General features: G+C 70.1%; 11 protein-coding genes. 8 read left to right on the top strand and 3 right to left on the bottom strand.

All coding sequences use genetic code 11. From position 1 onward, the window contains the following. The first annotated feature begins 16 nt into the window (after nt 1-16). The 4 genes from KDB89_RS04905 to KDB89_RS04920 all read left to right on the top strand — a co-directional run bounded on the left by KDB89_RS04905 (nt 17) and on the right by KDB89_RS04920 (nt 5,948). On the top strand, nt 17-613 hold the full coding sequence (locus KDB89_RS04905; RefSeq protein WP_219084204.1) for an ATP-dependent Clp protease proteolytic subunit: 597 nt from the start codon (nt 17-19) through the stop codon (nt 611-613). 47 nt (nt 614-660) lie between these two features. Continuing rightward, nucleotides 661-1,257 (top strand): ATP-dependent Clp protease proteolytic subunit, encoded by a 597-nt coding sequence (locus KDB89_RS04910; protein WP_219083737.1) that lies wholly within the window; start codon nt 661-663, stop codon nt 1,255-1,257. A gap of 142 nt (nt 1,258-1,399) precedes the next feature. Further along, a complete protein-coding gene (gene clpX, locus KDB89_RS04915; protein ID WP_219083738.1) occupies nt 1,400-2,680 on the top strand; it encodes an ATP-dependent Clp protease ATP-binding subunit ClpX in 1,281 nt (426 codons plus the stop codon). Between the two features lie 58 nt (nt 2,681-2,738). Then, nucleotides 2,739-5,948, top strand: a complete 3,210-nt coding sequence (locus tag KDB89_RS04920; protein ID WP_219083739.1) for a S41 family peptidase — start codon at nt 2,739-2,741, stop codon at nt 5,946-5,948. On the opposite strand, the gene KDB89_RS04925 is transcribed toward KDB89_RS04920, so the two are convergent. From KDB89_RS04925 to KDB89_RS04935, 3 genes are all read right to left on the bottom strand, one after another. Further along, a complete protein-coding gene (locus tag KDB89_RS04925; protein WP_219083740.1) occupies nt 5,949-7,154 on the bottom strand; it encodes an MFS transporter in 1,206 nt (401 codons plus the stop codon). A gap of 40 nt (nt 7,155-7,194) precedes the next feature. After that, nucleotides 7,195-9,753 carry a valine--tRNA ligase gene (valS, locus tag KDB89_RS04930; RefSeq protein ID WP_219083741.1) on the bottom strand — a complete coding sequence of 853 codons (2,559 nt, stop codon included), beginning with the start codon at nt 9,751-9,753 and terminating at the stop codon, nt 7,195-7,197. A 105-nt stretch (nt 9,754-9,858) separates the two neighbouring features. Next, nucleotides 9,859-10,665 (bottom strand): DsbA family protein, encoded by an 807-nt coding sequence (locus KDB89_RS04935; protein WP_219083742.1) that lies wholly within the window; start codon nt 10,663-10,665, stop codon nt 9,859-9,861. Nucleotides 10,666-10,852: 187 nt separating this feature from the next. Here KDB89_RS04935 and KDB89_RS04940 point away from each other — a divergent pair, with 187 nt between their 5' ends. The 4 genes from KDB89_RS04940 (at nt 10,853) to KDB89_RS04955 (ending at nt 13,966) form a co-directional block, all read left to right on the top strand. Then, entirely contained in the window at nt 10,853-12,187 is a 1,335-nt protein-coding gene (locus tag KDB89_RS04940) for a bifunctional folylpolyglutamate synthase/dihydrofolate synthase (RefSeq protein WP_219083743.1), read from the top strand. Beyond that, a complete protein-coding gene (locus tag KDB89_RS04945; protein WP_255556220.1) occupies nt 12,184-12,531 on the top strand; it encodes a DUF4233 domain-containing protein in 348 nt (115 codons plus the stop codon). The genes KDB89_RS04940 and KDB89_RS04945 overlap by 4 nt, the downstream gene beginning before the upstream one ends. Further along, nucleotides 12,528-12,938 carry a nucleoside-diphosphate kinase gene (ndk, locus tag KDB89_RS04950; protein WP_219083744.1) on the top strand — a complete coding sequence of 137 codons (411 nt, stop codon included), beginning with the start codon at nt 12,528-12,530 and terminating at the stop codon, nt 12,936-12,938. Before KDB89_RS04945 ends, ndk begins: the two co-directional genes overlap by 4 nt. An 86-nt stretch (nt 12,939-13,024) precedes the next feature. Next, entirely contained in the window at nt 13,025-13,966 is a 942-nt protein-coding gene (locus tag KDB89_RS04955) for a CPBP family intramembrane glutamic endopeptidase (protein WP_219083745.1), read from the top strand. Nucleotides 13,967-13,993 lie beyond the last annotated feature (27 nt).

The raw sequence follows: 13,993 nt of genomic DNA on the forward strand, positions 1-13,993 counted from the left end.
CGACGACGACATCCGCATGGCGGGGCCGGGTGCCGCGGCACTCGGCATGGCCGACAACGTGTACTCGGCGCTCCTGGCGAACCGCATCATCTTCCTCGGCTCCGAGGTGCGCGACGAGAACGCCAACGCGATCTGCGCGCAGATGCTGCTGCTCAACGCCGAGGATCCGCACAAGGACATCTACCTCTACATCAACTCCCCGGGCGGCTCCGTCGACTCCGGCATGGCGATCTTCGACACCATGCAGTGGATCAGCAACGACGTCGCCACCGTCGCGATGGGGCTGGCGGCCTCGATGGGCCAGTTCCTGCTGTCGGCCGGCACGCCTGGCAAGCGCTTCGCGCTGCCGCACAGCCGCATCATGATGCACCAGCCCTCCGGCGGCCTCGGGGGAACGGCCTCCGACATCCGCATCCAGGCTGAGCAGTCCCTCCACATCAAGAAGACGATGGCGGGCCTGATCGCCAAGCACACCGGCCAGACGCTCGAGCAGATCGAGGCGGACTCGGACCGCGACCGGTGGTTCACCGCAGAGCAGGCGCTCGAGTACGGGTTCATCGACCACGTCTACGAGCGCGCTTCCCAGATCAAGTCGGAGGCCCCGAACCAGTGATGATGACGAACTTCCACCCCCAGGGTGTTGCTCCCGCAGGAGCGGACATGAACTACTACATCCCGCAGTGGGAGGAGCGCACCAGCTACGGCATGCGTCGCGTCGACCCCTACACGAAGCTCTTCGAGGACCGGATCATCTTCCTGGGTACCCCGATCAGCGACGACGTCGCCAACGCCGTGATGGCGCAGCTGCTGTGCCTGCAGTCGATGGATCCGGAGCGCCCGATCTCCATCTACATCAACTCTCCCGGCGGCTCCTTCACCGCGCTGACGGCCATCTACGACACGATGCGCTACATCAAGCCCGACATCCAGACCGTCTGCCTCGGCCAGGCGGCCTCGGCCGCCGCGGTCGTGCTCGCGGCCGGCACGAAGGGCAAGCGCCTCGCGCTGCCGAACTCGCGCATCCTGATCCACCAGCCCGCCACGGAGGGCGGCTACGGCCAGTCCTCCGACCTGGAGATCCAGGCCAACGAGATCCTGCGCATCCGCTCCCTCATGGAGTCGATGCTGGCCTCCGACACCGGCCAGGAGCTGGAGAAGATCAGCCGCGACATCGAGCGCGACAAGTACCTGACCGCCGCCGAGGCAGTCGAGTACGGCATCATCGACGACATCCTTCCCTCGCTGAAGGATCTCTGAGTCACCAGTCGGAGCTGCGTCGGGTCGCCTCAGGGCGGCCGACGCGGCTTCCGTCACCAGCTTGTGTCGCCGCCTCGTCCTGGCACCCGGGCAGGTAGGCTGGCCAGGAAGCAACCCGATTCCGTGGAGGAGGTGGACCGCAGTGCCGCACATCGGCGAATCGAGCGACCTGTTCAAGTGCAACTTCTGTGGCAAGAGCCAGAAGCAGGTCAAGAAACTGATCGCGGGGCCTGGCGTCTACATCTGTGACGAGTGCATCGGGTTGTGCAACGAGATCATCGAGGAGGAGTTCCCGGAGCAGACCGAATCGGTCCTTGCCACCGAACTCCCCAAGCCCCGCGAGATCCGCGACTTCCTCGACTCCTACGTCATCGGCCAGGAGCGGGCCAAGAAGACGCTGTCGGTCGCCGTCTACAACCATTACAAGCGCATCCAGGCGCTGCAGGAGCCGCACGGCCGCCGGGCAGAGGCGGACGACGTCGAGATCGGCAAGTCCAACATCCTGATGATCGGCCCGACCGGCTGCGGCAAGACGTACCTCGCCCAGACGCTGGCGCGGATGCTGAACGTCCCCTTCGCCATGGCCGACGCCACGGCGCTGACCGAGGCCGGCTACGTCGGCGAGGACGTCGAGAACATCCTGCTGAAGCTCATCCAGGCCGCCGACTTCGACATCGCGAAGGCCGAGACGGGCATCATCTACATCGACGAGATCGACAAGGTGGCGCGCAAGTCGGAGAACCCGTCGATCACGCGTGACGTGTCGGGTGAGGGCGTGCAGCAGGCGCTACTGAAGATCCTCGAGGGCACCGTCGCCTCCGTGCCCCCGCAGGGTGGCCGCAAGCACCCGCACCAGGACTTCCTGCAGATCGACACCACCAAGGTCCTGTTCATCGTCGGCGGCGCCTTCTCCGGGCTCGAGGACATCATCAACGCCCGCGTCGGCAAGCGGCCGCTCGGCTTCAACACGTCCTCGCAGAGCCGGACCCCCGAGGCCGATCCCTTCGCCAAGGTGACCCCGGAGGACCTCCACACGTTCGGGCTCATCCCCGAGTTCATCGGCCGACTGCCGATGATGACGAGCGTCTCGCCGCTCGACCACGACGCCCTCGAGCGCATCCTCGTGGAGCCCCGCAATGCGCTGACGCGCCAGTTCGAGAAGCTCTTCGACCTCGACAGCGTCGCCCTCGAGTTCACCGACGACGCCGTCTCCGCCATCGCGGAGAAGGCCCTCGAACGCGGTACCGGCGCGCGCGGCCTGCGCGCCATCCTCGAGGAGCTGCTGCTCGACACCATGTTCGATGTACCCTCCGAGGAGGACATCGCCCAGGTGGTCGTCACGCGCGAGTCCGTCGAGGGCACCCAGCCCCCGACGCTGGTTCCGCGGGCCAAACTCGCCCGCCGCCGCGACCTGTCCGCCTGACCCCCTGAGGGCGATCTGCCCCGCGAGCCTGTCGCAGGCGCGTTGTAGGCTCGTCCGCATGGCTTACTCCCGCTACCCCCATCTCCACCGCGACAAGGTCGTCTTCGTTGCCGACGAGGACCTGTGGCTGGGAGACCTGGCCGGCGGACGGGCGGCGCGGATCACGATGGGGGAGTCCACGCCGGTCAACCCGCGATTCTCCGGCGACGGGACAAGGATCGCGTTCACGGCAACCACCAACGGCGGCTGGGACTGCTATGTCGTGGACCCCGACGGCGGCACCCGCCGCCTCACCTGGCTCAGCGCCCGCCGCATGAAGGTCTCCGGCTGGCTCGACGACGGGCACATCCTGCTCTGCTCCGACCACGAGGGCATCCACCGCGTCGACGCCTCGCTCTACTCGCTGTCCCTCGACGGCAAGCTCCGCCGCCTGCCGTGGGGCATCGGCACCGCGGCCGCGGTCAGCCCGTCCGGCAGGGTGGCCGTCGCGTCGGCGAACTTCCGCGACCCCTCCGGCTGGAAGCGGTACCGCGGCGGCATGGCGGCGCGCCTCTACGTCTCGGCGGACGGGAAGGGCGAGTGGCGCCGGATCCTGCCCGACGCAACCGCCGGCCTTTTCGGTCCCACCTGGATCGGCGAGCGGCTCGTCTTCACCTCCGACCTCGGCGACGCTCCCGACGTGCAGGCCCAGGTCTGGTCCGTCAACGCCCAGGGACGCGACCTCAGGCAGCACACCAGCCACACCGCCGCGACCGGCTACGTCCGCGACGCCGTCGGCGACGGGCAGGGGATCGTGTACCACGCCCGCGGACGGCTCTACCACCTGGCGAGCCTGAAGGCCGAGCCCCAGCCGCTCGAGCTGACCGTACCCGTCGGCCGCCCGGCCCCGGTGCCCGTCGCCCCCAGCGACAGGCTCGAGGCCATCGTCCCCGACCACGGTGGCGACTCCTCGCTCGTGGAGTGGCGCGGCGCCGCCTACCTCCTGACGCACCGCGGCGGCCCCGCCCGGGCGCTCGCCGACGTACCCGGCGTGCGAATCCGCGAGCCCCGCTTCCTCGGCCAGAGCGGCCGGGGCATCTGGGTCAGCGACGCAGACGGCGAGGACTGCCTCGAGGTCCGCCACGTCGACGGCAGCGAGAAGGTCCGAAGGCTGGCCAGCGGCAGGCTGGGCCGCGTGCTGGCCATGGAGCCCGCGCCCGTCGGCCCCAAGGTCGCCGTGGGCAGCCACGACGGAACCGTCTACCTCGTCGACACCGGCCGCGGCTCCGTGAAGCGGATCGGCCGCTCCACCGAGGGTGAGCCGACCGGCTTCACCTGGTCCCCGGACGCCCGCTACCTCGTCTGGCGGTCCGCCATCGGCCGCGAGGGCACGCTGGGTCGGCTCGTCGGCTACGACGTGACGGACGACAAGGCATTCACCCTGACCAGGGGCCAGTTCAACGACTTCTCGCCGACATTCAGCCACGACGGCCGCTACCTCTGCTTCCTGTCCAGCCGGACCATCGACCCGACCTACGATGAGCTGGGCTTCGACCTGTCTTTCACACACACCATCCGGCCCTGGGTGGCCCCGCTGAGCGCCACCGAGCCCGCCCCCTTCGGGCCCGCCGCCGACGGCTGGCCCATCTCCGAGCCTCAGGAAGCAGACGAGAAGTCGGGCGACGAGAAGGGTGGCAAGGAGAACAAGGCGGACGACCAGGAGCCCGCGGTGGTCTTCGATGTGGACGGCTTCGAGGACCGGATAATCCCGCTCCCCGTGCCGTCCGGCCGGTACACGGACCTCCAGGCCACCAAGGACGCCCTCGTCTGGCAGAACCTCCGCTCCTTCGGAGAGCTGGGCGCGGTCCGCGCCGGCGTCGAGGGAGAGGTCAAGGACACCATCGAGCGGTTCTCGTTCAAGACCCGCAGGGGCGCCACGCTCGTGGACGCCTGCGACTCCGCCGCCGTCACGGGCGACGGCGAGCGTCTCGTCGTGCGCAACGGCGAAGAGGTCTGGGTACAGTCCGCGGAGCAGGCCCCGGGTGACGACGAGGATGGCCGCATCCACGTCGACCTGAGCCGCCTCCGCCGCGAACTCGACCCGCGCGCCGAGTGGCGGCAGATGTTCGAGGAGAATGCGCGCCTGATGCGCGACCACTTCTGGCGCGACGACTTCGACGGCGTCGACTGGGCCGCGGCCGTCGACCGCTACCGCCCGCTGCTCGACGAGATCACCACGCACGACGACCTGGTGGACGTGCTGTGGGAGTGCGTCGGTGAGCTCAACACCTCGCACGCCTACGTCGACCCGCCCGCGCCCCAGGACCCCGCCCCGCGGGCCGCCTTCCTCGGGGCCGAGTACTCGCGCAACGCCAAGGGGGAGGTCGTGATCGAGCGGGTGCTGCCCGGCGAGACCTCCGACCCGAGCGCCCGCTCACCGCTGCGCGCCGCCGGCGTCGCCGCTCAGCCCGGAGACGTGATCATCGCCGTCGACGGCCACAGCACCGCCGACGTGCCCCACATCGGGCAGCTGCTGCTCGGCGCCGCGGACAAGGTCGTCGAACTGACCATGGCCCACGGCAGGCAGAAGCGCCGCGTCGCGGTCGTGCCCATCGCCCGCGAGGCCTCCCTGCGCTACCACGCCTGGGTCTCCGGCCGCGTCGACTATGTCACGGAACACACCGCCGGCCGACTCGGCTACATCCACGTGCCCGACATGGTTGCCAACGGCTGGGCCGAGTTCACCCGCCTGGTGGACGCGGCCATGCGCTGCGAGGGACTGATCGTCGACGTCCGCTTCAATGGCGGCGGCCACACGTCCGAGCTGGTCATCGAGCGGCTCGCCCGCCGCGCCGTCGGCTGGATGGGGGCGCGCCACCACGACGTGCCGATCACCTACCCGAGCCAGGCGCGTCGCGGGCCGGTGGTGTTCATCACCAACCCGTTCGCGGGTTCCGACGGCGACATCGTCACCGCTGCCGCGCAGAACCTCGGGCTCGGGCCAGTCGTGGGGGAGCGCAGCTGGGGCGGCGTGGTCGGCATCGACGGCCGGTTCACGCTGGTCGACGGCACCGAGGTCACGCAGCCGCGCTACTGGACCTACTTCGACAGCCAGGGCTTCGGCCTGGAGAACCACGGCGTCGACCCCGACATCCCCGTCGAGGTCGGGCCCGCGGAGTGGGAGTCCGACCACGACGTGCAGCTCGACGCGGCCATCGCGGAGGCGCTGCGGCTGCTGGATGCCTCGCCCGCGGCAGCCCCGCCGTCGTTCGACGCTCCCCGTTTCTGATCAGCCGTGCCGCAGCCCCTTCGGCAGCCCGATCCGCCGGCTCCAGGCCAGGATCCACACGGCTCCGAAGGCGGCCAGCGCCGCGCTGGTCAGGATGCCGGCGGACAGGGATGACAGCAGGATCGCCAGGGAGAACAGCGACGGGCCGCCCAGCTTGCCGGTGTTGGTGAACAGCGCCCAGATACCGAGGAACCTCGCCCGGCCGACGGCGGGGCTCAGGTCGGCTCCGATGGTCATGTTGACGCCGGCGCCCAGCCCGTTGCCCACGGCCATCACCACGATGGCGGCGATCAGGCCCGTGAGGCTCGGGGCGAGCACCATCACCGTGAACCCGACGGCGAACGCGCCGAGGCAGGCGAGCAGCACCGCGGAGCGGCCCAGCCGGTCCTTCAGGTAGCCGCCGGGAAACATCAGGATCAGCTCCAGCGCCGCGCCCAGCGCGATCAGCAGCGAGATCGCCGACTCGTGCAGCCCGATCTGCACTCCCCACAGCTGCACAGACACGGGCTGGATCGCGCGGGCCACCGCAAGGGTGGCGATCGACACGCCCGCCAGCATCACGGGCGTCCACGCGACCTTCAGGCGCGGACGGACCCCGTCGGCGTCGCGGGCCGGGCGGGGTCGCCGCCTGTGATCGTCGAACGTGCGCGACACGGGCAATGACAGGACGATGATCGCCGCGATGCCGCAGCAGGCGGAGAACACGAAGACCGACCACATCGGGAACACGTAGAGCAGCCCGGCGCTCGCGATCGGCCCGACGAGCGTGCCCACGCGCATGCACCCGCCGAGTGAGGTCATGGCCCTGCCCAGGTCCGCCGGCGCGACCGTCTCCGCGACGACCGCCTGGCGGGCCAGGTTCCACACGTCGGAGATGGGTGCGAGCAGCATCAGCGCGACGGTGTAGAGCGCCAGCGAGGCCGCCGAATGCCAGGCCAAAGCGACGACGATGGCGCCGAAGACGAACACCGAGGCGATAGTCGCGGCATACATCGCGCGCGTGTCGCCCAGCCGGTCGATCATGATGCCGGCCGGGACGGCCAGACACAGCGAGACCCCGCCCATCAGGCCGACGAGGATGGCGGCGAAGGACTCGGTGGCGCCGACGCCGAGCGCGGCGAGCACGAGCACAGGGGTCAGCGCGCCCATCGCCACCGCGAACAGCAGCGACGGAACGAGCACCGGCCACAGGATCTGCCTGAACATCGTCAGTGGATCCTGTGGCCGGTGCTGGTTCGAGTGGGGATCAGTCCTCGGGGGCGACGAGCTCGACGTCGACCGTCAGGGGCTGGTCGGAGGTGGTCCAGGTGACCTCGCCGACCAGGCGGCCTACGGCGCGCAGGTCGGGCTCGATCGAGCCGAGGCGCTCCAGGACGTCGGCCGGGCCGGAGAACGCGGCGCGGGACGCCTCGGTCTTCATGGACACCTTTGCGGTGGACTTCGCGCCGCGGATCGCGATCAGCGCCGAGGCGACGTCGGCCAGCAGGGCTGGGTCACCGTCGACGGCAAGCTCGACGGCCTGGGGCCAGGCGGAGCGGTGGATGGACGATTCGTTCGTCCACCGCCACACCTCCTCGGTGACGAAGGGCAGGAACGGCGCGAACAGGCGCAGCTGGACATCGAGGGCCAGTGCCAGGGCGGCCTGGGCGGACGCCTTCCCGGCCTCGTCGCCGGTGTAGGCACGCTCCTTGACGAGCTCGAGGTAGTCGTCGCAGAAGGACCAGAAGAACGACTCGGCCGCCTCGAGGGCGCCGGTGTAGTCGAAGTCCTCGAAGGAGGCGGTCGCCTGCTCGACGACCCCGCGGAGCGCCGCCAGCAGCGCCTTGTCGACGGGGTTCGTCACGGCGCCCGCGCCGCCGGGGGCCTCGGCCAGCGACAGCACGAACTTGCCGGCGTTGAGCACCTTCATGGCGAGGCGGCGGCCGACCTTCATCTGCGACTCGTCGAACGGCGAGTCCAGGCCGGGGCGGGCCATCGAGGCGCGCCAGCGCACCGCGTCCGAGCCGAACTTGTCGAGGATGTGCGTCGGCACGACGACATTGCCCTTGGACTTGCTCATCTTCTTGCGGTCGGGGTCGACCACGAAGCCCGAGATCGTGGCGCGCTTCCACGGCAGCGAGCCGTTCTCGAAGTGCGCCCTGACGACGCGAGAGAACAGCCAGGTGCGGATGATGTCGTGCGCCTGCGGGGCGATGTCCATCGGGAACGTGAGGTTGAACAGCTCCTCGTCGCGCTCCCAGGCCGTGGCGATCTGCGGCGTCAGGGAGCTGGTGGCCCAGGTGTCCATGACGTCGGGGTCGGCCGCGAAGCCGCCCGGCTGGTTGCGCTGCTCGGCGGTGAAGCCCGCGGGGACGTCCGACATGGGGTCGACGGGCAGCGACGACTCTTCTGGCACGATCGGGGCGTCGTAGTCCGGCTCGCCCTCGGCGTCCAGGCGGTACCAGATCGGGAACGGCACGCCGAAGAAGCGCTGGCGCGAGATCAGCCAGTCGCCGTTGAGTCCCGAGACCCAGTTCTCGTAGCGGTGGCGCATGTGCTCGGGCGTCCAGGCGAGCTCCTCGCCGCGGGCGAGGAACGTCTTCTTGAGCTCCTCGGAGCGGCCGCCGTTGGTGATGTACCACTGGCGGGTCGCGACGATCTCGAGCGGCTTGTCGCCCTTCTCGTAGAAGTTCGCCATGCGGGACGTGGGCTTCGGCTCGCCGTCCAGGTCGCCCGCCTCGCGCAGCGCCGCCACGGTGGCCTCGCGGGCCGAGAACGTCGTCTTGCCTGCGATGGCCTCGTAGGCCTCGGCGTTGACGACCCAGTCGGGGGTCTCGCGCTGCAGGCGGCCGTCGCGGCCGATCACCGTGCGGGTCGGGAGGTTGAGCTCGCGCCACCAGGTGACGTCGGTCAGGTCGCCGAAGGTACAGCACATCGCGATGCCGGCGCCCTTGTCGGGCTCGGCGGCCGGGTGCGCGAGCACCGGAATCTCCACGCCGAAGATGGGGGAGACGACCGTCGTGCCGAACAGGTCCTTGTAGCGCTCGTCGTCAGGGTGCGCGATCAGCGCGCAGACGCTGACCAGCAGCTCGGGGCGGGTGGTCTCGATGTAGACGGGGGTGCCGTCGGCCTTGCGGAACGCGACGCGGTGGTAGGCGCCGGGGTACTCGCGGGCCTCCAGCTCCGCCTGCGCGACCGCGGTGTGGAACGTGACGTCCCACAGCGTCGGGGCGTAGCTGAGGTAGGCCTCGCCGCGGGAGTAGTTCCTCAGGAACGCCTTCTGCGCGACGGCCTGCGACTCGGCCGAGATGGTCGTGTAGAGCGTGTCCCAGTCGACCGAGAGGCCGAGCTGGCGCCACAGGTCCTCGAACGCCTGTTCGTCGACCTTCGTCAGCTCGTGGCACAGCTCGATGAAGTTGCGGCGGCTGATGGCCACCTGGCGCTTCGGGTCGGGCTTGACCGGGGGCTGGAAGTCGGGGTCGTAGGGGATCGACGGGTCGCAGCGCACGCCGTAGTAGTTCTGCACGCGGCGCTCGGTGGGCAGGCCGTTGTCGTCCCAGCCCATCGGGTAGAACACCTCCTTGCCGGTCATGCGCTGGTAGCGCGCGACGGTGTCGGTGTGCGTGTAGCTGAAGACGTGGCCGACGTGCAGCGAGCCGGAGACGGTCGGCGGCGGGGTGTCGACCGAGAAGACCTGCTCGCGGCTCTCCGGCCGGCGGAAGGCGTAGGTGCCTTCCTCAGCCCATACCTGTCCCCACTTGGCTTCGAGGCCTTCGAGGACGGGCTTTGCGGGCAGGGCGCGGTCGGGCGCGGGCGTGTCGGTCATGGTGCCAATCTTAGTGAGGGGCCGCCCGGGCGCGGAAACCGCCCGGCCGCCGATGAACAGGCGACGGGGCCCCGCGCGGTCGCGGGGCCGCGTCGGATGCTGGGATCAGAAGTCGTTGTTGCGGTTGCCGGCCTCCCAGGCCTCGTTCACGGCAGCCATGAACGACTCCTCGGTGGGCTGGATCAGGGCGTTGCCCGCGTCGTCGGTGAACTCGAGCTTGGTGCCGGCCACGAGATAGGTCGGCGTCGAGCCGATCTGGTCGGTCGTGAACCTCTCGGCGGCCTCGGTCACCCAGGTCTCGAAAGCGCGGGTGTCGAAGAGTTCCTGGAACTTCGTCAGGTCGTCGCCCGTGATGCCGGCCTGCTCCGCGAAGTCGACCCGCAGCTGCTCATCGGTGAACCCGACGCCCTCCTCGGGCTGGTTGGCGTAGACGACGTCGTGGTACTCGGCGAACTTCCCGACGGCGTCGGCGGCGGCGGCGGCCAGTGCCGCGCGGTGCGAGTCGTCACCGCTCGTGCCGTCCAGGAACGTCGCGGTGCGGACCTCGATCGTGATCTTCCCGTCGGCGGCGAGCTGGTGGAACGTCGGGCCGAAGGTGTCCTCGTAGACCTTGCACCAGGGGCACTGGAAGTCCTCCCAGACCACGAGGTGCGGGACGTCGTCGGAGGGCTCCACACCGTTGTACAGGATGCCGTTGCTCGCCGTGGCGTTGGGCGGGGTCTGCTGGTCGGCGGTCACCTCGACGCGCGAGGTGACGGCCTGGACGATGACGATCGCCAGCACGACGACCACGGTCACCACCGCGAGGCCGATGCCCGCGCCGAGGATGCGCCGGTTGCGCTGGTGGCGCTCCTCGAGTTCCTGCTGCTGACGCAGCGCGGCGCGCTTGCTCAGCGACGAGTTGTTGGCCATGGATAGAACTCCTGAAAGTCGGCGGTCTGCCCCATCTTAGGCGGCGCCCATAAAGATGGAAAGTTCAACTAGTTGGTGCGGTGGTCGTCCGCGTCGAAGACCTCCACCTGGCTGTCGACGACCATGCGATGTCGTGGTTCAATTCTGTGCCGGCCCGTTCTGCCGGGCGGCTAGTCTTGGCCCCACCATGACCCAATCGACGCACGCAGAGCTCGTAGCAGAGCTGACCAGCCGCTGGCCCGAGCACCGGGTCGCACCCAGCCTCGGGCGCATCTCCGCGCTGATGGAACTCCTCGGCGACCCCCAGCGCGCCACCCCCGTGATCCAGGTCGCGGGCACCAACGGCAAGGGCAGCACGGCCATCATGATCGAGACGCTGCTCCGCGCGGCGGGGCTGCGGACCGGCCGCTTCGCCAGCCCGCACCTGGCAGACGTGCGGGAGCGCATCGTGATCGACGGCGAGCCCATCACCGTCGAGCGTTTCGACGAGGTGTGGCGCGACATCGAGCCCTACGTCGCGATGGTCGACGAGCAGCAGATCGACGGCGTCGCCATGACGTTCTTCGAGGTCATCACGGGCATGGCCTACGCGGCCTTCGCCGACGCCCCCGTCGACGTGGCCGTCATGGAGGTGGGCCTCGGCGGACGCTGGGACGCCACGAGCGTCGCGGATGCCACCGTCGCGGTGGTCGCGCCCATCGGTCTCGACCACACGCACATCCTGGGCGACACCCTCGCGGAGATCGCGGGGGAGAAGGCCGGCATCATCAAGGAGGGCGGCACCGCCGTCCTCGCCGGCCAGGATCCGGAGGCCGCCCGGGTGCTGCTCAACCGGGCCATCGAGGTCGGCGCCCCCGTCAAGGCGGAGGGCCCCGACTTCGGGGTCCTCGCGCGGCAACTCGCCGTCGGCGGCCAGCTCCTGCGGCTCGAGACCACCGGCGGCCCCGTCGCCGACGTGTTCCTGCCCCTCTACGGCGAGCACATGGCCCGCAACGCGGCGCTCGCCGTCGCGGCGGTGGAGGCCTTCCTCGGATCCCAGCCGCTCAACCCTGAGATCATCGTCGAGGGCCTCGGTGCCGTCGAGGCGCCCGCCCGACTGCAGCTGGCCCGCACCTCGCCGCCCATCGTCGTCGACACGGCCCACAACCCGCAGGCGGCGCGTGTCACCATCGACGCGCTGACGGAGAGCTTCGACTTCGCGCCCGTCATCGGCGTGGTCGCCATGATGAGCGACAAGGACGCGACGGGAGTGCTGGAGATCTTCGCCGAACGGATGGACCAGGTGGTCATCACGAAGGTGTCCTCCACTCCCCGGGCGCGCAGCGTCGACGACCTCGCCGCCGTCGCAGAGACGGTGTGGCGCACCGAGCAGGTCCACCGGGCCGGCACGATCGCGGAGGCGATCGACCTCGCCGTGATGCTCGCCGACACGGCAGACGGACAGGCGGGCGTGCTCGTCGCCGGGTCCGTCATCGCGGCCGGGGAGGCGCTCGAACTGCTCGCCACGGGGGAGGACGCGTGACGCTCGACCCCGGGAGCCCGATGCACATGCCCGCCATGGGCACGCTGATCTGCCAGGTGATCGTCATCTGGCTCGGCTACATCGGCATGATCCAGGTCTCCGACGTCTCCATGGGGGTCGGCGCAGCCTGGTGCGCCGTGGCGACGGTCCTCTGCCTCGTCGGCGTCGTCGGCCTGCGCCGGCGCTGGGGGTACCTGGTCGGCTGGGCCGCCCAGGTCGTGACGATCGGCCTCGGCCTCCTGACCCCGTGGATGTACGCCATGGGCATCATCTTCGCCCTCATCTGGGCGTCATGCGTCGTGCTCGGACGGCGCCTCGAGACCCGACAGGAGGCTGCCCAGTGACGCAGCGGACCTTCATCATCATCAAGCCGGACGCGGTGTCGGCGGGCAACGTCGGCGATATCCTCGCGCGCTACGAGCGCGAGGGGCTCGTCATCGAGGCCCTGAGCCTGCGCACGATCGACGACGACTTCGCCGACCGCCACTACCAGGAGCACGTCGGCCGCGACTACTACGCGCCGCTGCGTGACTTCATGACGTCGGGCCCCCTGGTGGCGGCCGTCGTCAGCGGCGACGACGCGGTCGCCCGCGTCAGGGTGCTGCACGGCGCGACCGACCCGGCGAAGGCGGCCCCTGGAACCATTCGGGCCCAGTTCGCCACCTCCACGCGTCACAACGCGGTACACGCCTCCGACTCGCAGGGCTCCGCGGACGCCGAGATCGCGCTCTGGTTCCCGGGCCTGACGTGACGGACCCGCAGCCCCCACAGCATTACGGGCCGCCGCCGCAGTGGGCGCCGCCCCAGTGGTCGCCTCCCGACTGGCCGCCGCCGGCCGTGGCTCCCGCAGCCTTCGCGCCAGCGCCCGCCCCCGTGCTGCCCGTCACGCCGACGCGTTACCCGCAGTTCTGGCGCGCCCCCGGCCTGCCCGCCTGGCGCCCGATCGTCGCGGCGCTGGTCGGCGCGGTCCTGTTCCTCGTGGTGAGCACCGTCGTGACGCTCGTCGCGGTCTTCGTCGAGGCCGACATGACCGGCACCGACCTCATCGACCTGATCAACTCGATGGCTGGGGGATCCTTCACGCCCGGCATCGTCTTCGCCAACAGCCTCGGCCTCGCGCTGCTCGTCCCCGTCGCTTTCCTGCTGGGCCGGATCGCCGGCCAGCGGCCCGGCTACCTGAGCAGCGTCGTCGGCCACTTCCGCTGGCGCTGGTTCTGGCCCGCGGTCGGGGTCGCGCTGGTCGGGATCGCCCTCTACACGGGGATCTCCGTGCTCATCGACGGCGTCGACTCCCTCGGCCTGCAGATCTTCCCCTACTCCTGGTGGCTGTTCCTCGGCCTGATGCTCGTCACGCCGTTCCAGGCCGCCGCTGAGGAGTACCTGCTGCGCGGCGTCCTGCTGCGGACCGTCGGCTCCTGGATCCCGTCCGACCGCGTCGCCTTCGTCGTCGCGGCGGTCGTCAGCTCCGGCGTGTTCATGTCGCTGCACGCCGCGAGCGACCCGTGGCTCAACGTCTTCTACTTCACCATGGGCATGCTGCTCGCCTGGCTGACCTGGCGCACCGGCGGGCTGGAGGCCGCCGTGGCGGTGCACGTGGCGAACAACATGATCGGCATGGCCTTCGTCCCGTTCCAGGACATCGACGCGCTCTTCGACCGGGGCGAGGGCGCCGGCAGCCCGGCCGTGCTGATCCAGCTGGTCTTCGTCGCGGCGATCGTCGTCGTGGTCGAACTCATGGCCCGCAGGCGCGGGATCGAGGCCGCCGGCCCCCGTCAGTGAGGAACTGACGGTACGCGCGGGTTATCC

Origin of the sequence: Tessaracoccus palaemonis, assembly GCF_019316905.1 — a bacterium.
GTDB classification, from domain to species: Bacteria; Actinomycetota; Actinomycetes; order Propionibacteriales; family Propionibacteriaceae; genus Arachnia; species Arachnia palaemonis.